General features: G+C 54.3%; 19 protein-coding genes. 10 read left to right on the forward strand and 9 right to left on the reverse strand.

Features of this window, described 5'->3' with window-relative positions:
* Positions 1 to 4 precede the first annotated feature (4 nt).
* Positions 5 to 1,057, reverse strand: coding sequence for an aldo/keto reductase (locus H144_RS0122505; RefSeq protein ID WP_019944373.1), 1,053 nt, complete (start codon positions 1,055 to 1,057; stop codon positions 5 to 7).
* 571 nt (positions 1,058 to 1,628) lie between these two features.
* On the opposite strand from H144_RS0122505, the gene H144_RS0122515 reads away from it, so the two are divergent.
* The 3 genes from H144_RS0122515 (at position 1,629) to H144_RS0122525 (ending at position 5,245) form a co-directional block, all read left to right on the forward strand.
* Positions 1,629 to 2,159, forward strand: coding sequence for a gluconate 2-dehydrogenase subunit 3 family protein (locus H144_RS0122515; protein WP_019944375.1), 531 nt, complete (start codon positions 1,629 to 1,631; stop codon positions 2,157 to 2,159).
* Positions 2,160 to 2,236: 77 nt separating this feature from the next.
* The gene (locus H144_RS0122520; protein ID WP_019944376.1) at positions 2,237 to 3,958 is read left to right on the forward strand and encodes a GMC oxidoreductase; all 1,722 of its coding nucleotides are present in this window, start codon (positions 2,237 to 2,239) and stop codon (positions 3,956 to 3,958) included.
* Between the two features lie 150 nt (positions 3,959 to 4,108).
* Positions 4,109 to 5,245 carry an MFS transporter gene (locus tag H144_RS0122525; protein WP_033403188.1) on the forward strand — a complete coding sequence of 379 codons (1,137 nt, stop codon included), beginning with the start codon at positions 4,109 to 4,111 and terminating at the stop codon, positions 5,243 to 5,245.
* Here H144_RS0122525 and H144_RS0122530 read toward each other — a convergent pair.
* On the reverse strand, positions 5,242 to 6,372 hold the full coding sequence (locus tag H144_RS0122530; protein WP_019944378.1) for a BamA/TamA family outer membrane protein: 1,131 nt from the start codon (positions 6,370 to 6,372) through the stop codon (positions 5,242 to 5,244). The two genes, H144_RS0122525 and H144_RS0122530, sit on opposite strands and share 4 nt — an antisense overlap.
* A 116-nt stretch (positions 6,373 to 6,488) precedes the next feature.
* Between H144_RS0122530 and H144_RS0122535 the strand changes: the two genes are divergently transcribed.
* Both H144_RS0122535 and H144_RS0122540 read left to right on the forward strand, forming a co-directional pair.
* On the forward strand, positions 6,489 to 8,594 hold the full coding sequence (locus tag H144_RS0122535) for an alpha-amylase family protein (protein WP_019944379.1): 2,106 nt from the start codon (positions 6,489 to 6,491) through the stop codon (positions 8,592 to 8,594).
* A gap of 22 nt (positions 8,595 to 8,616) precedes the next feature.
* Positions 8,617 to 9,033 (forward strand): LIC_13387 family protein, encoded by a 417-nt coding sequence (locus tag H144_RS0122540; protein ID WP_019944380.1) that lies wholly within the window; start codon positions 8,617 to 8,619, stop codon positions 9,031 to 9,033.
* A gap of 1 nt (position 9,034) precedes the next feature.
* Here H144_RS0122540 and H144_RS0122545 read toward each other — a convergent pair whose 3' ends face one another.
* From H144_RS0122545 to H144_RS0122570, 6 genes are all read right to left on the reverse strand, one after another.
* Entirely contained in the window at positions 9,035 to 10,465 is a 1,431-nt protein-coding gene (locus H144_RS0122545) for an alpha/beta hydrolase-fold protein (RefSeq protein WP_019944381.1), read from the reverse strand.
* A gap of 27 nt (positions 10,466 to 10,492) precedes the next feature.
* The gene (locus H144_RS0122550) at positions 10,493 to 11,689 is read right to left on the reverse strand and encodes an acetyltransferase domain-containing protein (protein WP_019944382.1); all 1,197 of its coding nucleotides are present in this window, start codon (positions 11,687 to 11,689) and stop codon (positions 10,493 to 10,495) included.
* A 148-nt stretch (positions 11,690 to 11,837) separates the two neighbouring features.
* On the reverse strand, positions 11,838 to 12,737 hold the full coding sequence (locus H144_RS0122555; protein ID WP_026350916.1) for an ROK family protein: 900 nt from the start codon (positions 12,735 to 12,737) through the stop codon (positions 11,838 to 11,840).
* 234 nt (positions 12,738 to 12,971) lie between these two features.
* Complete coding sequence (gene fucP / locus H144_RS0122560; RefSeq protein WP_019944384.1) at positions 12,972 to 14,225, reverse strand: L-fucose:H+ symporter permease; 1,254 nt, start codon at positions 14,223 to 14,225, stop codon at positions 12,972 to 12,974.
* Positions 14,226 to 14,260: 35 nt separating this feature from the next.
* Complete coding sequence (locus H144_RS0122565) at positions 14,261 to 15,508, reverse strand: glucuronyl esterase domain-containing protein (RefSeq protein WP_019944385.1); 1,248 nt, start codon at positions 15,506 to 15,508, stop codon at positions 14,261 to 14,263.
* A 28-nt stretch (positions 15,509 to 15,536) separates the two neighbouring features.
* A complete protein-coding gene (locus H144_RS0122570; RefSeq protein WP_019944386.1) occupies positions 15,537 to 16,355 on the reverse strand; it encodes an alpha/beta hydrolase in 819 nt (272 codons plus the stop codon).
* Between the two features lie 191 nt (positions 16,356 to 16,546).
* Here H144_RS0122570 and H144_RS33995 point away from each other — a divergent pair, with 191 nt between their 5' ends.
* The 3 genes from H144_RS33995 to H144_RS0122585 all read left to right on the forward strand — a co-directional run bounded on the left by H144_RS33995 (position 16,547) and on the right by H144_RS0122585 (position 18,589).
* Positions 16,547 to 16,711, forward strand: coding sequence for a lmo0937 family membrane protein (locus H144_RS33995; RefSeq protein WP_019944387.1), 165 nt, complete (start codon positions 16,547 to 16,549; stop codon positions 16,709 to 16,711).
* A gap of 125 nt (positions 16,712 to 16,836) precedes the next feature.
* Positions 16,837 to 17,973 carry a T9SS type A sorting domain-containing protein gene (locus H144_RS0122580; protein ID WP_084600000.1) on the forward strand — a complete coding sequence of 379 codons (1,137 nt, stop codon included), beginning with the start codon at positions 16,837 to 16,839 and terminating at the stop codon, positions 17,971 to 17,973.
* 64 nt (positions 17,974 to 18,037) lie between these two features.
* Complete coding sequence (locus tag H144_RS0122585; protein ID WP_019944389.1) at positions 18,038 to 18,589, forward strand: hypothetical protein; 552 nt, start codon at positions 18,038 to 18,040, stop codon at positions 18,587 to 18,589.
* Positions 18,590 to 18,641: 52 nt separating this feature from the next.
* Here H144_RS0122585 and H144_RS0122590 read toward each other — a convergent pair whose 3' ends face one another.
* Positions 18,642 to 19,340, reverse strand: a complete 699-nt coding sequence (locus H144_RS0122590) for an arylesterase (protein ID WP_019944390.1) — start codon at positions 19,338 to 19,340, stop codon at positions 18,642 to 18,644.
* A 172-nt stretch (positions 19,341 to 19,512) separates the two neighbouring features.
* Between H144_RS0122590 and H144_RS0122595 the strand changes: the two genes are divergently transcribed.
* Both H144_RS0122595 and H144_RS0122600 read left to right on the forward strand, forming a co-directional pair.
* Complete coding sequence (locus tag H144_RS0122595) at positions 19,513 to 20,187, forward strand: ABC transporter ATP-binding protein (RefSeq protein ID WP_019944391.1); 675 nt, start codon at positions 19,513 to 19,515, stop codon at positions 20,185 to 20,187.
* Between the two features lie 14 nt (positions 20,188 to 20,201).
* A complete protein-coding gene (locus tag H144_RS0122600; RefSeq protein WP_019944392.1) occupies positions 20,202 to 22,745 on the forward strand; it encodes an ABC transporter permease in 2,544 nt (847 codons plus the stop codon).
* Positions 22,746 to 23,175: the final 430 nt, after the last annotated feature.

Raw genomic sequence — 23,175 nt, forward strand, 5'->3', positions numbered from 1 at the left:
CATATTATGATTTTTTTGAAAGCGGCCCGTAAAAGTCGGGAAGAGGATTCAGCGCCGTGTTTTTGCGCTGATGCCAGTAAGGGTAAACCGGCGATTTCTCGCTCGCTTCGTCGAGGCGTTTTACCTGCTCTAGCGTAAGGTTCCAGCCTACGGCGCCCAGGTTTTGCTTCAATTGCTCTTCGTTCCGCGCACCTATTACGATATTGCTTACTGTGGGCCGCTGCAGAAGCCAGTTCAGCGCCACTTGTGCCACGGTCTTGCCCGTTTCGGCCGCTACCTGGTCGAGCACGTCGATCAGGTTGAAGAAAAACTCTTCCGGGATCGCGGGCCCTTCACCGCCTCCCTGCGCAATGCGGCTATCCGGCGGAAGCGGCTGGTTGCGTCGGTACTTACCACCGAGGCGACCGGCAGAAAGCGGGCTCCACACGATCGTCCCCACCTTCTGGTCCAGCCCGAGCGGCATCAGTTCCCATTCCAGCTCGCGGCTAAGCAGCGAGTAATGCGCCTGATGCGCAATGTATCTGGCCCATCCGTACCGCTCCGACACCGAGAGCGATTTCATCAGATGCCAGCCCGAAAAGTTGGAGCAGGCGATGTAACGCACTTTTCCGTCGCGGATCAGGTCGTTCAATGCACTGAGCGTTTCCTCTACCGGCGTGGTCCCGTCGAAGCCGTGCATATGGTAAATGTCGATGTAGTCGGTTTGCAGGCGACGCAGACTGTCCTCACAAGCTTTGATCAGGTGAAAACGGCCCGAACCCGATTGGTTGGGCTTATCGCCCATTCTGAACGTAGCTTTGGTGGAAAGAATGATCCTGTCGCGCAGCCCGATCACCGCTTTGCCGAGAATTTCCTCGGACAAGCCCTGCGAATATACATTGGCGGTATCGAAGAAATTGAGTCCCGCATCCATGCACAGCCCGACAAGCGTTTTGGCCTCGTCGACCTGGGTGTTGCCCCACGCTTTGAAGAAATCGCCCGTACCGCCGAAGGTGCCGGTACCGAAGCTAAGCACAGGGACTTTCAGGCCCGATCCCCCGAGTTGTCTGTATTCCATTTGAACAGCCTGTTTAAAATGAGTAAAAAAAGACGCGCCCGCCGAAAGCGACCGTCCGAACAAGCCGAATTAAGGATAAAATTCACAAACATCAAACCTGGAAATGCGCCCCGTTTCGTGGAGGTAAACAAAAAAAGGCCGGATAGCTCCGGCCTCCTGCCCCGATCACCTGGCCGGGAATCCGCCAGTTATCCGCTGGCCGGCTTTCAGGGACATTCGTTTAGTCAGGTTAATTATGCATTGGAAAAAAAGTCAGCGGCAATTTGTGTTCCTCTCTAAAAAAATATCTTCCCTGAAATTCAGGGAAGATATCTGTATTATTTACTCAACGTTCCTCTATTATTTCCCCCTGGCCTTCCAACATCGAGCGATGACTGGCAATCGGCCTCAGATCCACAATCATGAACAAATATCATTGACGAGGCTGTATCAAAGGAAATCCGTTGAACTAATGGTGAATGTGGCTGAACCTTCGGGAAAAATGGGGCCTAATGATGCCGGAATTAGCAATCTTATTATCTTTAAAAGATATTTTATAGCTATTTGAATTTCCTGACTTAATAACCTAACCATGAACCGTAGAGAAGCTGTTCAAAGAATAACCTTCCTGCTCGGCGGCGCCATTTCGGCCCCGCTCATGGCCGGCATTAATGGCGAACGCCTGAATTTCGGCCCTTCCCTCGACGTCTCCGACCAGCAGGAGGCACTGCTCGCGGAAGTTGCGGATGTGATCATCCCGACCACCGGCACACCGGGCGCGAAAGCCGCCGGTGCCGAGAAATTTATCGTACGCGTGATGCGCGACTGCTACCCGGCCGAAGAGCAGAAAAAGTTTTATGACGGGCTGGCCAAAGTGGATGCATTGGCCAAGGAAACGTACTCCAAGGACTTCACCGCCCTGGACGCCTCCCAGAAAAACGATATTATCAAAAAGACCACCGTTTCCGACAAACCTTTCTTTCTTCAAATGAAAGGACTGACCGTTACCGGCTACTTCACCTCCGAGATCGGCGCCACGCAGGCACTTGATTACCTCCCGATCCCAGGCCGGTTCGAAGGAAGCTGGCCGATGCCCAAAGGACAAAAAAGCTGGGCACTTTAATCCGGAAACATTTAACAGGAAGCAGGCAATGCATGGCATCCTGACTACCTCCTGACCATTCTAAACTCTAACAGAAAATGGCGAATCTGAATATTGACGCAAAAAAAGACATCACGTACGATGCCATCATCATTGGCTCCGGCGTTTCCGGCGGCTGGGCGGCGAAAGAACTAACCGAAAAAGGCCTGAAAGTGCTCATGCTCGAAAAGGGCAAGAACCTGGAACACGTCACAGGCTATGAAAATGCATTGAAAGCTCCCTGGGAGACACAATACAATGGCCGTCTGACGGTCAAACAAAAGGAAACACACCCATTCCTATCGCGCGACTATCCGTACAACGAAATGACGGAGAAGTACTGGATGAACGACATGGACCAGCCCTACGAAGAAAAGAAACGCTTCGACTGGTTCCGCCCAAATATCGTGGGGGGGAAATCCATCATGTGGGGACGGCAGTCGTACCGGTGGAGCGACCTCGATTTTGAGGCTAACCTGAAAGACGGCATTGCGGTGGACTGGCCGATCCGCTATAAGGATGTGGCACCCTGGTATTCCTATGTGGAAAAACACGTGGGCATTTCCGGCGAGAAACTCGGCCTGCCGCAGTTGCCGGACAGCGACTTCATCGCGCCGATGGATATGTACCACGTCGAAAAAGAAGTGCGTAAACGTCTTGAAAAAGAATTTCCCGGCCGTGTCATGACGATCGGGCGGGTAGCTAACCTTTCGCAGCCGACCAAAATCCAGCTCGACGGAGGCCGCGGACCTTGCCAATACCGCAACCGCTGCTCTTATGGCTGTCCATACGGTGCGTATTTCAGCACCCAGTCGTCCACATTGCCGCCGGCGATGAAGACCGGCCGCCTCACGCTCCGCCCCGACTCGGTGGTGCGCGAAATCATTTATGACGGCAAAAAAGCAGGCGGCCGCGCTACGGGCGTGCGCGTGGTGGACACCGTTACCTTGCAGGAACGCGAGTTCTTTGCCAACATCATCTTCGTGTGCGCGAGCGCATTGGCTACCACCGCCTTGCTCCTTAATTCCACCTCCGACCGCTTCCCGAACGGGCTCGGCAACGACTCCGGCGAACTCGGCCATAACCTCATGGACCACCACTTCCGCACGGGCGCAAGCGGTACCTGGGAGGGCGACCTCGATAAATACTACTTCGGCCGTCGCGCCAATGGTATATATGTACCCCGTTACCGCAACGTAGGCAACGACAAGCGCGATTACCTGCGCGGATTCGGCTACCAGGGCGGCGGCGGTCGCCAGGGATGGCAGCGCAACGTGGCCGAACTCGCATTCGGTGCCGATTTCAAAGACGAACTTACCACGCCGGGCAACTGGACGATGGGTTTCGGCGGCTTCGGCGAGACATTGCCGTACCACGAAAACCGGATGTACCTCAACAAGGACAAAAAGGACAAATTTGGTATCCCGGCCGTCGTGTTCGATGCGGACCTTCGCGAAAACGAGAAGAAAATGCGCAAGGACATGATGAACGACGCCGCCGAAATGCTCGAACGATCGGGTGTGAAAAACGTCCGTACGTACGACAACGGCTCCTACCTGGGTATGGCGATCCACGAAATGGGTACCGCACGCATGGGCCGCGATCCGAAAACGTCGGTGGTGAACGGCAACAACCAGCTCCACGCGGTGAAAAACGTATTCGTGACCGATGGTGCTTGTATGACCTCGGCGTCGTGCGTAAACCCGTCGCTCACCTACATGGCGCTCACGGCACGAGCAGTGGACTTCGCGGTGAAAGAATCGAAAAAGAAAAATATCTGATGGATCTTTGAAGGGGCCAGGTCGAAAAACCTGGCCTTCTTTTTGGTATAATGCAAAAAGCAAGCTGCAAGATCATGCAGCAACAATTTGCAATATTTTGCAGTTTTTATAAAAATATTGCATTACTTTGCACGCAATCTAATGGGAATCATGGAAGAAAAAGTGAGAATCAGTGCCGCGAGAAGGGCCACGCTGTTGATATTTCTGGTCTGCGGAATCGGGCTGTCGAGCTGGGCGCCGATGGTGCCATTTGCCAAAATCAAACTCGGACTCAACGAAGCCGATCTCGGCGTGGTACTGCTCGCATTGGGCGCCGGCGCGATTCTGACCATGCCCCTTACCGGCCTGCTGATCAACAAATACGGCAGCCGCACCGTCGCCATTGTTTCGGCGCTTGTGATTGCTTCATTACTTCCATTGCTATTACTGGCGGGCACTGCCTATGAGCTGGCGGCCGCGCTTTTCGTTTTCGGCGCGGGTATCGGGTCCATTGACGTGTCCATGAATGCCCAGGCCGTGGTCGTGCAGGAGCGTTACGGCAGCCACATTATGTCGTCGTTTCACGGCATGTTCAGCGTCGGCGGGCTCATTGGCTCCATCGGGCTGGGGTTCCTGATCAAAGCGGGGCTGTCGCCGACATACGCCGCGATCGCCATTTCCGCATTGCTCGTTTTCATCACGGTAACGCAGTCGCGGTACCTGCTCCCGCATTCCGAAGAGGCCAAAATGGACAGTACCAGCTTTGTACTGCCCAAGGGACCGGTGATATTGCTCGGTATCATGTGCTTCATCCTCTTCCTGGCAGAAGGCTCATTGCTGGATTGGAGCGCTGTTTTCCTGCAATTTTCGCGCGGGTTCGATCCTTCGTTTTCGGGGCTGGGCTATGCCGCATTCTCCGTGGCGATGGCCATCATGCGCCTCACGGGCGACGGGCTTATTCACCGCCTGGGTCCCGCCAAAGTGGTGCTTTACGGCACATTGCTGGCAGGTACCGGCTTCCTCGTCGCGGTACTCATCCCATCGTCCATTGCCGCATTGGCCGGTTTCATCATGGTAGGACTTGGTGCGGCGAACGTCGTGCCGATCTTCTTTACCGCCGCCGGGCGCATTCCCAACGTCCCGCCGTCCATCGCATTGTCGGCCGTAACTATTCTCGGTTATTCGGGACAGCTGGCAGGGCCTGCATTGATCGGCGTGATCGCTGAAATGACGTCGCTATCCTGGGCGCTCGGACTGGTAGGGCTGCTGCTCTTCTTCGTCGCATTCGGCTACAAGCACCGCGATTAGAATGCCTCGCCGGTAAAAAGGTAGAATCCCGGCCCTTCTTTGGTAAAACCGACGTCCAGCCGCAGAAAAATATCTTTTTTGGGAAATAACAAGTACCGCAGCCCCACGCCGCCCGACAGCCTCGCGCGTGCCGGCGTCAGCGAGCCTATCGTTCGGCCGACCACCGCCGCACCCGCGAAAACCGCCCCGCCGAACCGCTTGCTGAATGAGAACGGCAGCCAGCGGTGCTCTACTTGCGTCGCGAGCATGTTCTTGTCGCGGTAACGGCCGTAGTAGTAGCCGCGCATGATCATTTCTCCGCCCATCAGCGCCATTTGATTGAATGGAACATCGCCGGTAAAAAAATTGCCGTACACCTGCCAGGCGAGCACGTTTCGTTTCGTCAGCGGGTGCGAACTGCGGATGTCGAGATTAAACCCCTGGAAATTGTGGTGACTGCCGACCGACTGGTTGTATTTCAGAAATGCCAGTTCGCCGAAAAATCCTTTCCGGACATTGAGTACGTTATGCCTGTTATCATACACTAATGCAGCCCCGAGGCCGATATTGCGGGTGCCATCGCTGCCTAGCGGCTCGTCGTACCGGTGGCCCTCGGGTTGTTTGAAATCCGCATTGTACAACTGCTGGTAATCGATTTCCGGGCCGAAGAAGAAATTGGGTCTGATCCTCCGCAGGACCCTTTGTTTAAAAAGCAGGTAATTCGCGTCGACGAGTGCAGGCTCCTTGTCGGGGGTGCTGTGGCCGATGCCGTAATACAATAGCGGAAAACGCTGAAAGCGCGTCCTGCCGAGGAAAAACCACTTATCCTTATCACCGTAAATGGCATTGTCGAGCCAGATGCCGTACTGGCCTTCGAGGGTCACGAAGGTGAATGCGGCCACCTCGCTGAGGCGGTTGAGCGTGTCACCTTTGGCCTGGAACAACAGCAGCGACGAAAGTCCGAACTCGACGCTCGTTTCGGGCGCGTAGCCCAGCGTGGGGTACACGCGGAAGCTGGATTTTCCTTCGCCCGTCGTATCGGAAATTGTTTTTTGTACAAATCGTTTGAACCAGCCGTTCTGCGCACGCACACCCGTGGCACAGGCGGCGATCAGCAGAATGAGTATGTAAATTTTTCCCTTATGCAATGCACTTCCCGTTAAATGATCCTTTTTACTGATAGATACGCATAAAAAAATCAATCCGTGCACGTCAAGTAGATGCACAATGCTATTTCTCTTTTGCACCAAACATCATTCCCGGCATGAGAAACGGCATTTTACTCCTTTACCTGTTCCTGCAAACAACTTACCTGTCCGCGCAAAACCATACCAACCTGTGGTGGAAAAGAAATAACCTCAGGGTAATCCAGATGAACCTCCCGGCCTACGAAGCGGCCACCATTAATGCCGATTCCATCGTGACCGACCTCGTGGCCTGCTCGGCAAATACGTTGCTGATCAATGCGGGCGGGATCATGGCATTTTACCCTACCAAACTGGATTCCCATTACCGTAACCCCTACCTCAAAGACAACCAGGTACTGGCCGACGTCGTCCGGAAATGCCACGAAAAGGGCATCAAGGTAATCGTCCGCTTCGATTTCAGCCGGGTCCACGAAAGCATTTTCAAAGCCCACCCCGACTGGTGCTACATTTCGCCAAAAGGGGAACGCATTATCAATACCGACATGTACGTGGTGTCCATTAATGCACCCTACGTGCAGGAAAAGGCATTCAGCATTATCGAAGAGGTGATCAGCACCTTCCCCATCGACGGCATTTTCCTCAATATGCCCGGCTACCAGGTCAACAACCCTTATGAAGGCAAATACCACGGCATTGATCAGAACATTTATGACAAAAAGCGCTTCGCCGAATTCAGCGGCGGCAAGGCGCTGCCCGTCGAGGAAAACAAAGCCGACCCACTTTTTCAGCAATATCTGGAATTCAAAAAAGCGACCGTGGAAGAATGGTCGGAAAAGCTGCATAAGCTCGTCAAATCCAAGAATGAACAGATCGCCATCTGCACCTATTCAGACAAGTTTGTAGACATTATCCGCCACGAATCGCAGAGCATGACTACCCTGCCCTACTGGCCCTACACAGCCTCGGACAACGTCGGCAATGCCGTCAATTCCTTTCCGGAGCACATTATCAGCAATGCGAGCATTCAGCAGATTTCATTTCAGTCGCGCTACAATGCCGTGGAGCCGGAGGAGACGCGGATCAGGCTGTATGAAAACATCGCGAACGGCTCGGGACTGGATATGAGCATGATGGGCGACATGCGCGGCTACGAGGACGAGCGCAGCTTTCCGGTTTTTCAGAAGGTATATGGTTTTCACAAAAAAAACGAGTCCTATTTCGGCAAGTACCGGTCGGTGGCGAAAATCGCCGTTGTGGCGCCGGGCGCGTGGCCTAATGGCGAGCCGATGCAGGAGTATCGCGGCATTCAGCTGATGCTTCGCGAGGCACATATCCCATTCGATATCGTGGAAGATGGCCAGATTGCCCATCTTGCCGGGAAGGTAAAAGGTTACAAGCTCATTATCCTGCCCGAAATCACCTACCTGAAACCGGAAGCCGTGCGCGTGCTGCAAGAGGCCAGCGCGCAGGGCACGCACCTGATCGCAACCAACCGGACGCTATTCGACAATCCCGATGCATTAAACCAGCTTTTCGGCGCGAAAATCGAGAAGAAAGACAACGACGGGACCGGCAACTACCTCGTACCGGACGACCGAAGCGTTTTTAAGCGTTTCAAAGGACAAAATATGCTGTTCTGGAAGTTCAATCTCGGGCTTTACGACCTCTCCGGTGCCGACCGGAAGCTCCTGCCCGTGCTGGCGAAAGGCCGTCCCGGCCCGCCGGAGATCATCGGCGGCCACGATCGCACGGGGTATTATGCATTGGGTATCAAAAATCATCCGAAGAGTAAAGCGGCATTGTTCCCCGTCAACCTCGGCAGGATTTACTACATGCACGGTTACCAGGAGCACAAGAACCTTTTGCTGGATGTGATCGGCCATTTGCTACCCGAGGCGGCACAAACCGTGCAGACAAATGCCCCCGCCCGCGTCGAAACGGTATTGAAGGAGTTTACCAAAAACACACCCGAAAATGCGGGCAAAACAGCATCCGACGGCCAGATTCTGCATCTGATCAACCTGACCGGTTTCAGCGGGAATACCTATTTCGAACCACTGCCCGTACACGATTTGCAATTCAGGATCACGCTGGCGAAAAAACCGCGAAAAGTATTTACATTGACGGATCACAAGCCTTTGCACTTCACCTGGAAAGACGGCGCGATCAACGTATCGCTCGCCCGCCTCGCGGAATTTGAAAGCATTGTGATGGAATGGTAAACTAAATCAAACGCTACCCCTTATGAAACCCAGACTCCTGCTGCGCATTTCCGCGCTGTGTATCCTTATTCACTTAATCGGCCATTTTTTCGGCCATTTCTCGTGGAAAGAAACCCCCGATCCCGTCAAACAGGAGGTGATCCGGCAGATGACCGGCCCGAAATTCGAGTTTATGGGCGTCATGCGGACGATGGGCGATTATTTCGAAGGTTATGGCCTCATCCTGTTCGTCGTATATGGTATGTCGATAGCGCTGATCCTTTCCGCTGCGCGGTACTCGGACAGCAACCACGACATTGCCCGCAACGTGCTCACGCCGATCGGCATCGGCTACGTCGCCATGGGCGCGATCGAGTTTATCTATTTTTTCCCGTTTGCCGGCTCGATCAGCCTCGTAGCTGGTTTATTGATCATCATCGCCATTTTCCTGAACGGATAAGTTATAGTTTGGGCGGTGCCGGCTTGATGGGGGCGTCGTCCGGATTGGCACCACGGGTATTGAGTTTCCTGCCGTAAGTTTTGCCATTGGCCCTCACGTAAAGCATATCATACCCAGTCCCACCGAATGCTATATTCGAAATGCTCCCATTCGGTGAAGGGAGGATCGCATTCACGCGTCCCGTCTGATCAAGGATTTGCACGCCCATGTGTGTAGCCACGTAAATACGCCCCTCACGATCGCACACGATAGCCGATGCGCCGGCATTTTCTTCAGTATCGGGCACATGTAGCCAGCCCAAGCGTTGTTTATAGGCTAACTTTCCGTTTTGCTGTATTTGATATGAATAAAGCCAATGCGAAACGGGTTCCACGCTGTATGCCAACGTCTGGTCCGGCGTGATGGCTATCGCGGCGGCACCCACAGTTTTGGCAATGGTGGCCAATATCCCAGCTGGTTTTTTATCAAATTGAAACGTCCCCGCGGCGGCTCTCCATTCTTCACCGGCAATGAGCAGCGCCGCCAGGAATGCATTCTGCGACTGGCCGGTTTTCACTTTTTCGGGCCATCCCTTCCACAGGTAGCGCATGGCCTCGGGAAATAGCGCCGTGCCTTGTTTGCCATTGTGCCCGCCTTCGCCCCATTGGTGGGTTACCTCGTACCCGGCGAATGTCAATGCCCGCAGCATCGTCTGATTGGCCATCCACCAGTCGCCGGCGTAGATGTTTAGGTCGTTGGCGCCGTCCTGCATGTAAATGCGGACCGGTTTCGGCTCGGTCTTTCTTACCAATGTATGATACCGGTCGGCGCCGCGCAGGCCTACATAAGTGCCTATCGCGCTGAATACGCGGGTAAATGCATCGGGACGTTCCCAGGCGGCCGTGAATGCGCATACTGCCCCGCTGCTCGAACCGCCTATCGCGCGGTCGTTACCGTTTTTCGAAAGGCGGATCGGGCGGCCGTCGCTTGTTTTTTGCTTTTCTACTTCTGGTAAAATCTCTTCGAGGATAAAACGTGCATAGGCGTCGCCGAGGCCGTCGTATTCGAAACTGCGGTTGAAACGGTCGTTGGCAGCCGCAGGATCGGCCGCCTTTACGCGCCCATGCATTACGAACACGCCTATCGTAACGGGCATTTCCTTCTGGTGAATGAGATTATCGAAAACGGTCGGCGCTTTCCACTGAATGCCGTCCTGGTTCACATACACACATGCAGGCACGTCGGGCCTGTATTGCGCGGGCACATACACCCAGTACTCGCGCCACGTGCCGGGGAATATTTTGGATTGGTCAAAGGCAAATTTAAGCACCTCGCCCTTCGGAACGCCCGGGTGTTCCTCCGAAGCCGGATCGACGGGATAGGTTTCCTCCGGCGCCTGTCCGAATGTGATCAGGGGGCTTAAAACGCATAGCAGCACCAGCAATCGCTTCATAAGTGTGTATTTAAATTTTGAAAAACATTACAAATAACTCAGCCACCACGTCCGCTTGCGGGCCCGGTACGCTCCGTACCATTTGCACGGCCAGTAAAGGGCCACGACGATCAGTATCCAGATCAGGTAAGTTTGCCCGAGCGGATACCCGAACTCGTTGGGCCGGAATTTAAAGAAAAGATCGTCGGCCGTCGCCTGCGCCCACGTGTAGCCCGAAAGGAACACGATCACCATGGTCATGATGTGGATCACGTAGAAATGGACGAGGAAGAAAAAGAACGGCACGCGGCCATAGACGGTACAAATGCGGCTGAATGCATTATCCGTTTGTTCGGTGAGCGCGAGCAGGATCAGCACCGGGCCCTGCGTCATGAGCGTGAAGAGCAGCGACGGGGGGTATTTGGTTACGTTCAGGAAGGACATGAAGGTTTTAATGCTGGTATCCTGCGTCGACCAGGGCGCAGGGTCGCCGTAGCCATTCACGAACCTTAAAACGACAAAAAGCACCGTCAGTAGCGCTCCGGTTTGCAGAAGCAGCCGTTTTCGCCGCACAGGATCTGCATTCCGGTTGTACAGCATACCCAGCCCGTAGCCTGCCATCATAATGCCTGCCCAAGGGAAAATCACGTACAGGAACACCATCGCGCCGCCATCCGGCCGCGGCACGAAGGTGCCCCTACCGGTAAAGAATATGCGCAGGAGAATGTCGGCAACGGAATTTTCCTGCAACTGCACATCATCCAGCAGGTTATGCCCGAGTACCAGCGCCAGTCCGAGGATCAGGATTGTCTTTGGCGAGGCAAACCGCACGGCAATGCCCAGCACGATCATCGCGCCGCCCAATGCCCAGAATACGGCAAAAAATAGCGTCCTGTAATAAATGTCGAAGGTGAATGCGAAGGTCATAAATACCATTTCCACCAAAATCAGCCAGAAACCGCGTTTGATCAGGAAAGACGATTTCTCCGCCGCCGTCTTGTTCAGTCCCGACAAATAGGCCGACAAACCCGACAGCATCATGAATGAAGGCGCACAATAATGCGTGATCCAGCGCGTGAGGAACAATGCGGGCGTGGTGGTAGCGAGGTCGGTGGGATCGCCGGTGGCGCCCGCGATATGGAAAAAGTCACGCACATGGTCGAGGGCCATGATGATGATGATCAGGCCTCGAACGGTGTCGATCGACCGGATACGGTTCGTGAGGCTGCTGGTAGTGGTATACATGACTAATGCGAGTTGAAAAACAACTGATTAAGAAGCCACATAAATTACTGATTTACTGCCTATAATTCTCAACAAAACCCAACAAAAAGCCCAACATCCCGCCTACCTGCCGGTGGGAGAATGTCGGGACTTTGAAAGGCGGATGCGGTTACAGCAACGCCGCTCCGAAAACGCCCGCGCTGTCGCCCAGCCTGGGTTTTACGATCGGTGTCGTGACGACGCCTTTGTTGAAAATGTATTTGCGGATGCGCTCGAAACCGGCCGTGTAAAGCAGGTCGATGTTGCCTACCCCACCGCCGATCACGATCAGGTTCGGGTCGATGACATTGATCAGCGTCGAAATGGCGCGGCCGTAATATTCGAGCAACCGCTCGATCGTCGCCTTCGCGTGCGGATCGTTACCTGCGTGGTAGCGTTCGAGGACGGTTTTCATCGATACTTTCTCGCCGCTCAGTTTCGTATAATGCCGCTCCAGCGCCGGGCCGGCGATGACCTGCTCCACGCAGCCGGCTTTGCCACAATAGCACGGATCGCCGCCTTCTTCGAGGATGTTATGGCCCCATTCGCCGCCGATACCGTGGTGACCGCCGATGATCTTGTTGTTCACCACGAGCCCGCCGCCTACGCCTGTACCCATAATCACCCCGAAAACAACTTCCGCGCCGTGGTAATCCTTGCCTGCGCCCATGAGTGCCTCGGCCAGCGCGAAACAGTTGGCGTCGTTAGCCAGCTGGCAGGGAACGCCCAGTATTTTTTCCAGATCGGCCTTCAATGGCATGCCGTTGAGGCAGGTCGTGTTGGAGTTTTTCATTAACTGCGAATCCGGTTCAAGCACGCCCGGCGTCGCGAAACCGATCTTGCGCGGCCGCTCACCCACCTGCTCCGCCACCATGTCGATCAGTTTTTTGATCTGCGACAAAATGTGGTCATAGCCGTTCACGGATTCCGTCGGCACACGCATACGGACCACTACTTCCAGATTCCTTTCGGGATCCAGTACTGCGCATTCTATTTTGGTACCTCCTAAGTCGATTCCCCAGAGTTTCATTGTTACTGTTTTTTTTTGACCGCCGACCGCTGACGGCCGACCGCCGACTATATGTTAGTGATTGTTTTCTTGTTTGACCGCTGACGGCTGACGGCCGACCGCTGACGGCTGACGGTTGACGGCCGACTTATGCTAATGATTGTTTTCTTGTTTGACCGCTGACGGCTGACGGCCGACCGCCGATTTTGATACCGACATGCCGGGCCCCGCAATCCGCGGTCAGCGGTCAGTGCATTAATGCACTTTGTAAAACTTATATCCGAACAGGAAGATCACCGTGTAGCAGATAATCGGCAGGTAGTAAGCGTGCGCCACGTTGGTTTCTGCTACGGCGCCCATCAGGAACGGGAAGAATGCACCACCGGCCACGCCCATCGCGATGAACGAAGAGCCTTGCTGCGTGTGCACGCCCAGGTTTTTAAGACCCAAACTGAAAATGGTCGGGAACATAATGCTGAAAAAGAAGTTGAGCATCATCAATGCGATGAACGATGGCCAGCCCCACGCCTGCGCCACGATAAGGCACATTATGATGTTGCCGAATGCGAAAATAGCCAGCAATGAATGCGGCGCGATAAAGCGCATCAGGAACGTTCCTACAAAGCGGCCTACGAGCATCAACGACATGAAAGCGATCATATAATTACCTGCCACCGCATCGGGGAAGCCCATTTTTTCGTGACCGTAATTGATAAAGAATGCCCAGGTACCACCTTGCGCTGCCACATTGAAAGTCTGCGCGATCACCGCCCACACGAAGTGACGGTGCTGGAAAAGGGTTTTGCCCGGTTCCGGGTCCACGTTCACAGCGTCCGGATCAGTTACCGGTGCGTGCGGATCGATCAGTGCAGGCACTTTCACGAACGAGAACAAAATAGCGATCAGCGCGATAACCGAGCCGATGGCGATATAGAGCATTTTCACCGAAGTAAGGTCAGTGCTGCCTTCCGTGTTGTTCCGTAGCAGGAAGTATGAACCGATGGCAGGTCCGAGAATAGCACCCAGTGCATTGAATGCCTGCGCAAAGTTAATGCGCTGATCGCTCGTACGCTGGTCGCCCAGGGACGCTACAAACGGGTGCGCTACGGTTTCGAGCGTGGCCAGTCCGCAGCCCAGGATAAAAAGCGCGATCCCGAAAAAGGGAAATGATGCCGTGCTGGCCGCCGGGACGAAAAGAAATGACCCCAGCGCGAAGAGCGACAATCCGAACAGTACGCCGTTTTTATAGCCGAACCGCTTCATGAAAAGACCTGCCGGGATACCCATCACGAAATACGCGCCGAAGATCGCGAACTGTACAAATGCCGACTGTGTCTTACTGAGGCTCAGCACATGCTGGAAGTGTTTGTTGAGCACGTCGCCCATCGTAATGGCAATCCCCCAGAACATGAAAAGGGACGTAACGAAGACCAGGGTGACAAGGTATTTTTTATCAGTAAACTTGGGCGGGGAGGTGTGGACTGTGCCGGCAGACGTTTGGTTGCTCATTTAGCTGAATAGTAAAATTAAATATTAGGTTCGGTCTATTTTTGCAAATGTAAATCAGAGAAATTTAAAAACTGTATCCAGTCGAACATTTTAACGTCGTGCCCGCCCGGCCGTATGTGAAAGCCGATTTGGCCCGATAACGGCTGGTTCAGGGCCGGAAACGGGCTGTCGGGCAGACCGTTCGTCCCTAAAAAACGGTACACGGCATCGGCAGCCCGCGCGGTGGAAAACTCGCCCTGCGGATCGGAATTCTTGTCGTCCTCCGCCGTGGCCAGGTACACAGGTCGCGGCGCAATGAGTGAAAGGACGAAATGCTGATCGAACGGCAGTTCGGTATCTTTGTTTTTGTACTTCGCAAAACTCCGGGCAAACCAATGCGGAAACACGGTGACGAGCCGGTTGATGTCCTCGCCCACGCCGCGCCGGAACTGCTTCCCGCCGCCCGCACCCGATTCATTGCTCAGTACGGCAGCAAACCGCTTGTCTGTTGCACCGGCCCACAGCGCCGCTTTCCCCAGCCTCGAAAAACCGAAAACAGCCACCCGTTTCACATCGATGTCTTTGTCCATTTCCAGGTAATCCATTCCCCGGCTCAATGCCCAGGCCCAGGCCGCCACCGTTCCGAAATTATCGTCCCGCTGCTGCAATTCCGGGTAAAGCGTATGTACACCCGTCTGGAATGCCTGGGCCTTGCGGTCTGCGGCCACTTCCTCGCGGTAGAGCGTCACGAGCGCATACCCGCGTGCGAGAATGCTGTCCACAGCCCATTGCGACGCATTCACGCCCCGGCAGGCTTCCGTAGCCTTGCCATCGGCGACGCACGGAAACATGCGGCTGTTTTCGACCCATGCCGTTGTGAGCTTGATGCCCGGGTCTGCATGAATGGCCTGGTTACCGATAAAATTCAGCCCGATAATGGCCGCTACGGGATGCTTCGCCCGGTTCGGGATGTACAGCAGCAGATCGAACCGTGCTTCCCGGCCCTTTTCGGTAATGCGCACAGTCACCTGCCGGCGCGTGGCTTTGCCGCCCAATGCCTGCTTGTCCTCGTCGAATACCTCGAAGCGCATATTTTTCGGGCGTGGGGGCGCGGTACCGTACATTTCACGCGTCAGAGTTTCCAGTATTTCCTTTCGCCTGCGTTCCCAGTCCTGCGCCGAGCGCACCTTTTTTCCATTATTGAAAGTAAATGGGTCGGGCAATGCCTGATTACCCTCCTGGGCCCGTGTTATTTTTGGATAAACAACCAAAAACAGCGTCAGTAACAGCAAAAAACACCTCATAGCGAATGGGATACGGGAGAGCCCCGACTTATTTTTTATTGAAATAATTATTCATGAACAGCAACTGGTACTGCACCGCATTGTCCCAGTACGGCCAATTGTGGGCGCCGGGGCGGGAAATGTAATCGTGGGGGATCTTGCGGTATTCGAGTTGCTTGTGCAGGTTTTCGTTCACATCGTAAAAGAAGTCTTCCGTACCGCAGTCGATGATGAGCGAAAGGCTGTTCGGAGTGAGTAAATGGAGCATGTTTATGACCGTATTTTTCTCCCAGCGCTCCGGCTGCTCGGCGTAGGTGCCCAGGCGCTTGGCCATATCCCAGTTGTTCGGGAAAGGGCGGATATCCACCCCGCCGCTCATGCTGCCGGCCGCACCGTACACGTCCTGGTGCTTCAATGCCAGGTATAACGCGCCGTGGCCGCCCATGCTCAGCCCGGTAATCGCACGTCCTTTGCGGTCCTTGATCGTTTTGTAATTCTTATCGACGTAAGCGACGAGCTCTTTGGAAATGTAGGTTTCGAACTGCGATTGCGGGTCCACGGGGCTGTCCCAGTACCAGCTGCTAAAACCGCCGTCGGGGCAAACGATGATCATATTCAGGTTATCGGCGGCTTTCTGGATACCGGGCACACGACTCACCCAGTTGGAATGGTTGCCGCTGTATCCGTGCAGCAGGTACACTACGGGGTACTCCTTGCCCGATGCGTAGCCGGCCGGCCGCACGACCACCACTTTGAGATTTTTCTTCATCACCGCGCTGTTCACCTCCACCGAATCCACCTGTGCCGCCTGGGCTTGCAAAAGCGCTAAAAAACTGAAAACAAATAGCGATAAGAATGCTTTTTTCATTTTAAAAAGTTAAAGGGAATTGAAATGATTTGAGAAAATTTTCTACAACTAAACGGCTTGCAAACCCGTAACCCCGCAAATATTGTAGAAACCGTGGAAATATCCCGGTTTGCGACGCGGGAATCTGTCTGGCATTAAATTGATATAATCTTCACATATCTAAAAAAACACTAACTCAAAATTTTACAACGATGGGAAATCTCCTTTATACGATAGCGGTCATCCTGGTGATCCTCTGGCTGATCGGCTACTTCGGCTTTGCAAGTTTTGGCTTAGGAAACATCATTCACATCCTGCTGGTGATCGCCGTCGTCGCGATCATCCTCCGTGTGATCCGCGGCGACAGGGTGGTGTAGCTTACCTTCCATCAGGCATTCGGGCCCGGAACGTTAGTTTTCTAACATTCCGGGCTTTTCTTTGGATTAATATGCGTACAAAAGCACCGCGAAACGGTGTGTAACACACGATAAACCTCGAATCTATGATGCAGATTTTACTCAAACGCAGGCCGTTATGGCTACTTTTCCTCGTATTTTCCTGCTCCAATGCATTCGCCCAAACCTACGTGGGCAGCGTGGAATTCACCAATCAGAATGCATTGAACACCTGGGACCCGGCGATCAAAAACGTGACCGGCAATGTGTACATTACCAGCCTCGCCAGCGACGTCATCAGCAGCCTGGCCCCCTTACGGAACCTGAAAGCCATCGGCGGGGCGCTCATTATCAGTGAAAACCATTCACTCACCTCCCTGAACGGACTCGGATCGCTGGAAACGGCGGCGGCAGTGGAAATATCGTTTAACGGCTCGCTCAACGACATTTCCTCATTGGGAACGCTGAGCAGCATTGCCGGGCCAATGAATATCGTCGGCAACGAATCGCTTACCAACCTGAATGGCCTGTCGGCCACGCTCACGATCGCCGGCGACCTCACGATCCGCAACAACCCCGCGCTCTCACTCTGCAATGTATGGGCGATCTGCAACTATCAGCGGACGCATTCGGAATTTACATACCTGATCGTGTCGGGCAATGCCGGTTCCTGCACTACCGAAACGACGCTCTACCGCGCCTGTAACGGCCCCCTGCCCGTGGTATTGACCGAGTTCGACGCCCTCGGCGAAGGGCGGGCGGTAACGCTGCGCTGGGCGACCTCTGCGGAAACCAATGCCTCGCATTTCGACATCGAACGCAGCCGCGACGGCCGTGCCTGGTCCGTAACCGGCGCCGTGCAGGCCAAAGGCGAAAGCACTCAACTTGCGCAATACACATTCCGCGACGATTACCCGATGGCCGGCGAAAACCTCTACCGCCTCCGCATGACCGACCAGGACGAAACTTTTGCGTATAGCCGCGTACGTAGCGTGCACATCCTAGAGGCCCACGCGCCAGCTTACCCGAACCCTTTCTCGGCGTCGCTGGCACTTTCCCCCGCCTATTCCGGGGCAAGCGGCACGGTAGAACTGAGCGATACGCGCGGAAACGTTATCTACACGAGCCGGGGCCTGCTTCCGGAAAGCATTGCAACGCAACATTGGAAACCAGGCATTTATGTATTAAGACTAACCAAACCCGACGGCGTTTCCGAACAGGTCAGGCTCGTGAAGGCCGACTAGACGTACCGCCGGGCTGGCATAGTTGTTGTTAACATCGGGAAGATTTTTAACCAAAAACGATGTCATGGAAACGACCATTGAATATAACTATCCGAATCTGGTGAATGCAGCATTCACCAACCGCGACAACGCGCAGAAGGCTTACGACGAACTGATGTACCGGGGCTATAAGCCGGACGAAATCAACGTGATCGTCTCGGACGAAACGCACCGCATCCACCACGAAGAGATCCGTGGGGAAAAACCGGAGCACACCACGTTGGAAAGTGCAGGCATCGGCTCGGCGATCGGCGGTACGGCCGGGGCCATTGCCGGCGCACTGATCGCCATCGGTACCACCGTGGTAATCCCCGGACTGGGCATTGCCGTGGCGGGGCCGTTGCTCGCAGCACTCACGGGTGCAGGCGCGGGCGGGCTTACGGGCGGCATTGTGGGCGCATTGCACCACCGGGGCGTGCCTAAGGAGCATGCCGAAGCATTCGAATCGAGCATTCGCGATGGCGGCGTCGTGATTTCATTTACCCCGAAGACGGTAGAAGACCGGATGGAGATCATCGAAGCCTGGAACCGCTACGGCGGCCGGCAGCTTCACGGTAATGAAACTTACACTTCCTGAAATGCAAAAGAACCCGCTCAATAGCGGGTTCTTTCGTTAACGGGCAATCGATTTACAGCAAATCTTTGATCCTGATCCACACGTTTTCGGCCAGTATCTTGTGCCCTTCGGCCGTCGGGTGAATGCCGTCGGACTGGTTGAGCTTCGATTCGCCTCCTACACCTTCCAGCAGGAACGGAATGAGTGTGACATCGTTCGTTTTGGCAAGCTCGCCGTATACCGCTTTAAATTCCGTCGCATACTGCTGGCCCATGTTAGGCGGGATCTGCATGCCGGCCAGCACGCGTTTGGCGTCCGGGTATTTGGCTTTCACCTTGTCGAGAATGGCTTGCAGGTTCTTTTTCGTTTCCGAAACCGGGATACCACGAAGGCCGTCGTTACCGCCGAGTTCGAGAACGAACACGTCGAGCGGTTGTTTGAGCAGCCAGTCGATGCGGCTGTTACCACCAGATGTAGTTTCGCCGCTCACGCCGGCATTGATGACCTTGTAATTCAGTCCCAGCGAGTCGATACGCTTCTGGATCAGCCCCGCGAATGCCTGCGAGGGATCGTCGAGGCCGTAACCTGCCGTGAGGCTGTTGCCGAAGAATACGATGACCTTCTTTTTGGCAGCCGGGGCTTTCGAAGCCGTTTCGGTCGAACCGGCTTTTGTTTCCGACTTTTCTTTTGGCTCCCCACCGCAGGAGAACAGCGTGGCGGCGAGCGCGCATAATAATGCTAAAAATGATTTAAAATGACGCACAGCAATCATAATGGTATCAAAAGGAATGGATTTTATAGTTAAAAAAGGCATACCGGGCCATTCATTCTCATTTAAAAACCGTTTAAACTATATTTATGAGAAACAATAACCGAAAAGCACCAAATTAGGCTTTCGCGGTAGCCGGACCGGGCACCACGCAAACATAAAAGAAAAACGATTGATGAATACCATACTCGATCTGCACGACGTCAGTAAAATATACAAAAGCGGCGACCGCACCCTCAAAGTCCTCGACAATATCAGTTTTTCCATTGAAACCGGGTCCACCGTCTCGATCGTCGGGCCGTCGGGAAGCGGCAAAACGACGCTCCTCGGCCTCTGCGCCGGGCTCGATCGCTCCACTTCCGGCAATGTGGAACTTCACGGCACGCGCCTCAACGGCATGAATGAAGACCAGCTTGCTGCCGTACGGAACCAGTATGTGGGGTTTATTTTCCAAAATTTCCAGCTCCTGCCGACGCTCACCGCATTGGAAAACGTGATGGTACCGATGGAGCTCCGCGGTGAAAGGAATGTGAAGCCCCGCGCCCTCGACCTGCTTGATAAAGTAGGCCTCGCCGAGCGCAGCCACCACTACCCTACCCAGCTCAGCGGCGGCGAGCAGCAGCGCGTATCGCTCGCCAGGGCATTTTCCAACCAGCCCCAGATCCTTTTCGCCGATGAACCAACGGGCAACCTCGACGCCGAAACGAGCGAAAAAGTAGTCAAACTGCTCTTCGACCTCAACCGTGAGGCCGGTACCACGCTGGTGGTCGTTACCCACGACCTCGACCTCGCCGCCAAAACGCAGCGCATTATCCGCATCAAAGGCGGCAAAATTGTGGAGGCAAGCTAACCCCGACATTCCCGATGAACCCCGATAAACTGAATTTACCCTGGTTACTGCAAATGGCCTGGCGCGACAGCCGTAAAAACCGCGCGCGGCTGGCACTTTTCATTTCCTCCATCATTCTCGGCATCGCCGCGCTCGTGGCGATCTACTCGCTCGGCGATAATCTCCGCGACAATATTGACAACCAGGCCGCAACGCTCATCGGCGCGGATCTGTCGGTTTACAGCGGCAAAAAAATAGAGGGCAAAGCGATGGCATTCGTGGATTCGCTGGGCAAGGTGCGCTCCGAGGAACGTGCATTCGCGTCGATGGTTTATTTCAATAAAAGCGGCGGAAGCCGGCTGGCGCAGGTAAAGGCATTGACCGGCGATTTCCCCTATTACGGTAAGCTGGAAACAATTCCCGTGTCGGCGGAAAAGACATTCCGCGGCCGCCAGGAAGCCTTGGTAGACCAGACTTTAATGCTGCAATACCGTGCCCAGGTAGGCGATTCGATCCGGATCGGCGAGGTGACTTTTGCCATTGCGGGCGTGCTGGAAAAAGCGCCGGGCTCAACCGGCATTACCGCCTCTGTGGCACCGGTGGTGTACATTCCCATGCGTTTTCTGGACCAGACAGGCCTGATGCAGAAAGGCAGCCGGGTCGGTTACCGGTATTATTTCAAATATCCTGTTAAAACGGATGTCGAGAAAATGGTGAAGACGCTGCAACCGAAATTCGAACGTTTCGACCTCGACTACAATACGGTGCAAAGCCAGAAGGAGGACACCGGCCGCTCTTTCCGTGACCTCACGCGGTTCCTGTCGCTCGTCGGGTTTGTCGCGCTCCTGCTCGGGTGCATAGGCGTGGCGAGCGCCATACATATATATGTGCGCGAGAAGCTCAACTCCATCGCCATCCTCCGTTGCCTGGGCGTGAAAGCGACGCAGGCATTCCTCATTTACCTGATCCAAATCGCAGGCATCGGACTGATCGGCACCGTGCTGGGGACGATCCTGGGAGCGATTATCCAGCAATTTCTGCCGGTGGTACTGAAAGACCTCCTGCCGTTCGAACTCAGTACGGACATTTCCTGGCCCGCTATCGCGCAGGGGCTGGTGATCGGCGTACTCATTTCCATTCTTTTTGCATTGCCGCCGCTGGTTTCCATCCGAAAAGTATCGCCGTTAAATGTGCTCCGTTCCGCTTCCGACGCCTCTCACCCCGAGCGCGACGCCGTGAGCTGGGCATTGTACGGGCTCATTGTGCTGTTCATTTTCGGGTTTTCGTTCCTGCAAATGCAAACCTGGGTCCAGGCGCTCATTTTTACAGGAAGCATTTTGGCGTCGTTCCTCATCCTGTTCGGCATTGCCAGCCTCCTGATGTGGCTCGTACGCAGGTTTTTCCCCAATTCATGGAGTTACCTCTGGCGGCAGGGACTGGCCAACCTGTACCGGCCCAACAACCAGACGACCATTCTGATCGTATCGGTAGGCCTCGGCACATCGCTGATATGCACGCTCTTTTTTATACAAACCATCCTGCTCACGCGTGTGAAGCTGTCGAGCAGCGGCAACCAGCCGAATATGGTGCTTTTCGATATCCAAAGCCACCAGAAAGATGGCGTGCTGGCCATTGCCAAAGCGCAGCATGTGCCCATTAACCAGAGCGTGCCCATTGTGAATATGCGCCTCGAAGAAGTGAACGGCAAAACCGCCGCCGACTTCGAGGGCGACTCGACCGCAGAGCAGTCCCGTCGCATTTTCGGCCGCGAGTACCGCGTCACCTTCCGCGACTCGACAACTTCTTCCGAAAAGATCACAAAGGGAAAATGGCAGGGCAAATACGACAAATCCGCGGCCCTGATCCCCATTTCCATCGAACAAGGTTATGCCGAAAGAAGCCGTCTGGAGCTCGGCGACACCCTCGTCTTCAATGTGCAGGGCACCATCATGCCCACGACCATCGCAAGTTTCCGCGAAGTGAACTGGAGCGAGGTGCGCACCAACTTCCTCGTCGTATTCCCGACGGGCGTGCTCGAAGAAGCGCCGCAATTCCACGCGATGCTCACGCACGTGCCCAGCCCGGCCGTGTCGGCCAGTTTCCAGCAGGCGCTGGTACGGCAATACCCCAACATTTCCATCATCGACCTGGCCCTGGTATTGCGCGTGCTGGACGACATTTTCAACAAAATCGGCTTCGTCATCCGCTTTATGGCCGGGTTCAGCATTCTAACGGGGCTGATCGTTCTCATTGCCTCGGTGATGATCAGCAAATACCAGCGTATCCAGGAAAGCATCCTGCTGCGAACGCTGGGCGCCAGCCGAAAACAGATATTCGTCATCACCTCCCTCGAATACTTCTTCCTGGGCTCGCTGGCGGCGTTCACCGGCATCCTCATCGCCGTGATCGGCAGCTTCTCGCTCGCCCGGTTCAGCTTCGAATCCGAGTTCCACCCCGAGCTGGGTCCGGTGGTACTGATATTCCTTTTCGTCACGCTGCTCACCGTCGTCATCGGCCTGCTCAACAGCCGCGGCATCCTCTCCCGCCCGCCGCTGGAGGTTTTGCGGCAGGATGTTTAAAGCTTTATTTTTGGTTATATTTAACTAAAAATAAACACACACCTGGAATTTGATATCAAGGGCAATTTGAAGCCCTATGATGTGATTCATACGGATTGGTCGACTTTCACGACTGAGTTTGCCGATGCGTTCCCACGGTCGGAGACTAGAAGGGGAATATTCTATTGCATACTACCTCTGCACGCCGATTTAACAATTCCTTAAAACACATTCCTTCATTTTTTCTTCCCGCTGATGCCAATTTTGGCTTGGAAATGCTGCTTTAATGCAACTTTTCCGGCCATTGTTAGACTTTTGGATGATTTACAATCACTATTCCTACACCACGCCAAGCCATATAAATTTCATCCAATTTAATCTTCATATTTTTTCAAACGTTTGCACAAAATTTCAAACGTTTGCATAGCCTATCAAATCAATTCTATTAAAT

Origin of the sequence: Dyadobacter beijingensis DSM 21582, assembly GCF_000382205.1 — a bacterium.
GTDB classification, from domain to species: Bacteria; Bacteroidota; Bacteroidia; order Cytophagales; family Spirosomataceae; genus Dyadobacter; species Dyadobacter beijingensis.

Coding starts and splice junctions, on each gene's coding strand:
- H144_RS0122505 (WP_019944373.1), bottom strand. CDS start 1,057: ATGGAATACAGACAACTCGGGGGATCGGGCCTGAAAGTCCCTGTGCTT.
- H144_RS0122565 (WP_019944385.1), bottom strand. CDS start 15,508: ATGAGGTGTTTTTTGCTGTTACTGACGCTGTTTTTGGTTGTTTATCCA.
- H144_RS0122540 (WP_019944380.1), top strand. CDS start 8,617: ATGAAACCCAGACTCCTGCTGCGCATTTCCGCGCTGTGTATCCTTATT.
- H144_RS0122590 (WP_019944390.1), bottom strand. CDS start 19,340: ATGATTGCTGTGCGTCATTTTAAATCATTTTTAGCATTATTATGCGCG.
- fucP (WP_019944384.1), bottom strand. CDS start 14,225: ATGAGCAACCAAACGTCTGCCGGCACAGTCCACACCTCCCCGCCCAAG.
- H144_RS33995 (WP_019944387.1), top strand. CDS start 16,547: ATGGGAAATCTCCTTTATACGATAGCGGTCATCCTGGTGATCCTCTGG.
- H144_RS0122580 (WP_084600000.1), top strand. CDS start 16,837: ATGATGCAGATTTTACTCAAACGCAGGCCGTTATGGCTACTTTTCCTC.
- H144_RS0122550 (WP_019944382.1), bottom strand. CDS start 11,689: ATGTATACCACTACCAGCAGCCTCACGAACCGTATCCGGTCGATCGAC.
- H144_RS0122595 (WP_019944391.1), top strand. CDS start 19,513: ATGAATACCATACTCGATCTGCACGACGTCAGTAAAATATACAAAAGC.
- H144_RS0122525 (WP_033403188.1), top strand. CDS start 4,109: ATGGAAGAAAAAGTGAGAATCAGTGCCGCGAGAAGGGCCACGCTGTTG.
- H144_RS0122585 (WP_019944389.1), top strand. CDS start 18,038: ATGGAAACGACCATTGAATATAACTATCCGAATCTGGTGAATGCAGCA.
- H144_RS0122520 (WP_019944376.1), top strand. CDS start 2,237: ATGGCGAATCTGAATATTGACGCAAAAAAAGACATCACGTACGATGCC.
- H144_RS0122535 (WP_019944379.1), top strand. CDS start 6,489: ATGAGAAACGGCATTTTACTCCTTTACCTGTTCCTGCAAACAACTTAC.
- H144_RS0122600 (WP_019944392.1), top strand. CDS start 20,202: ATGAACCCCGATAAACTGAATTTACCCTGGTTACTGCAAATGGCCTGG.
- H144_RS0122515 (WP_019944375.1), top strand. CDS start 1,629: ATGAACCGTAGAGAAGCTGTTCAAAGAATAACCTTCCTGCTCGGCGGC.
- H144_RS0122545 (WP_019944381.1), bottom strand. CDS start 10,465: ATGAAGCGATTGCTGGTGCTGCTATGCGTTTTAAGCCCCCTGATCACA.
- H144_RS0122555 (WP_026350916.1), bottom strand. CDS start 12,737: ATGAAACTCTGGGGAATCGACTTAGGAGGTACCAAAATAGAATGCGCA.
- H144_RS0122570 (WP_019944386.1), bottom strand. CDS start 16,355: ATGAAAAAAGCATTCTTATCGCTATTTGTTTTCAGTTTTTTAGCGCTT.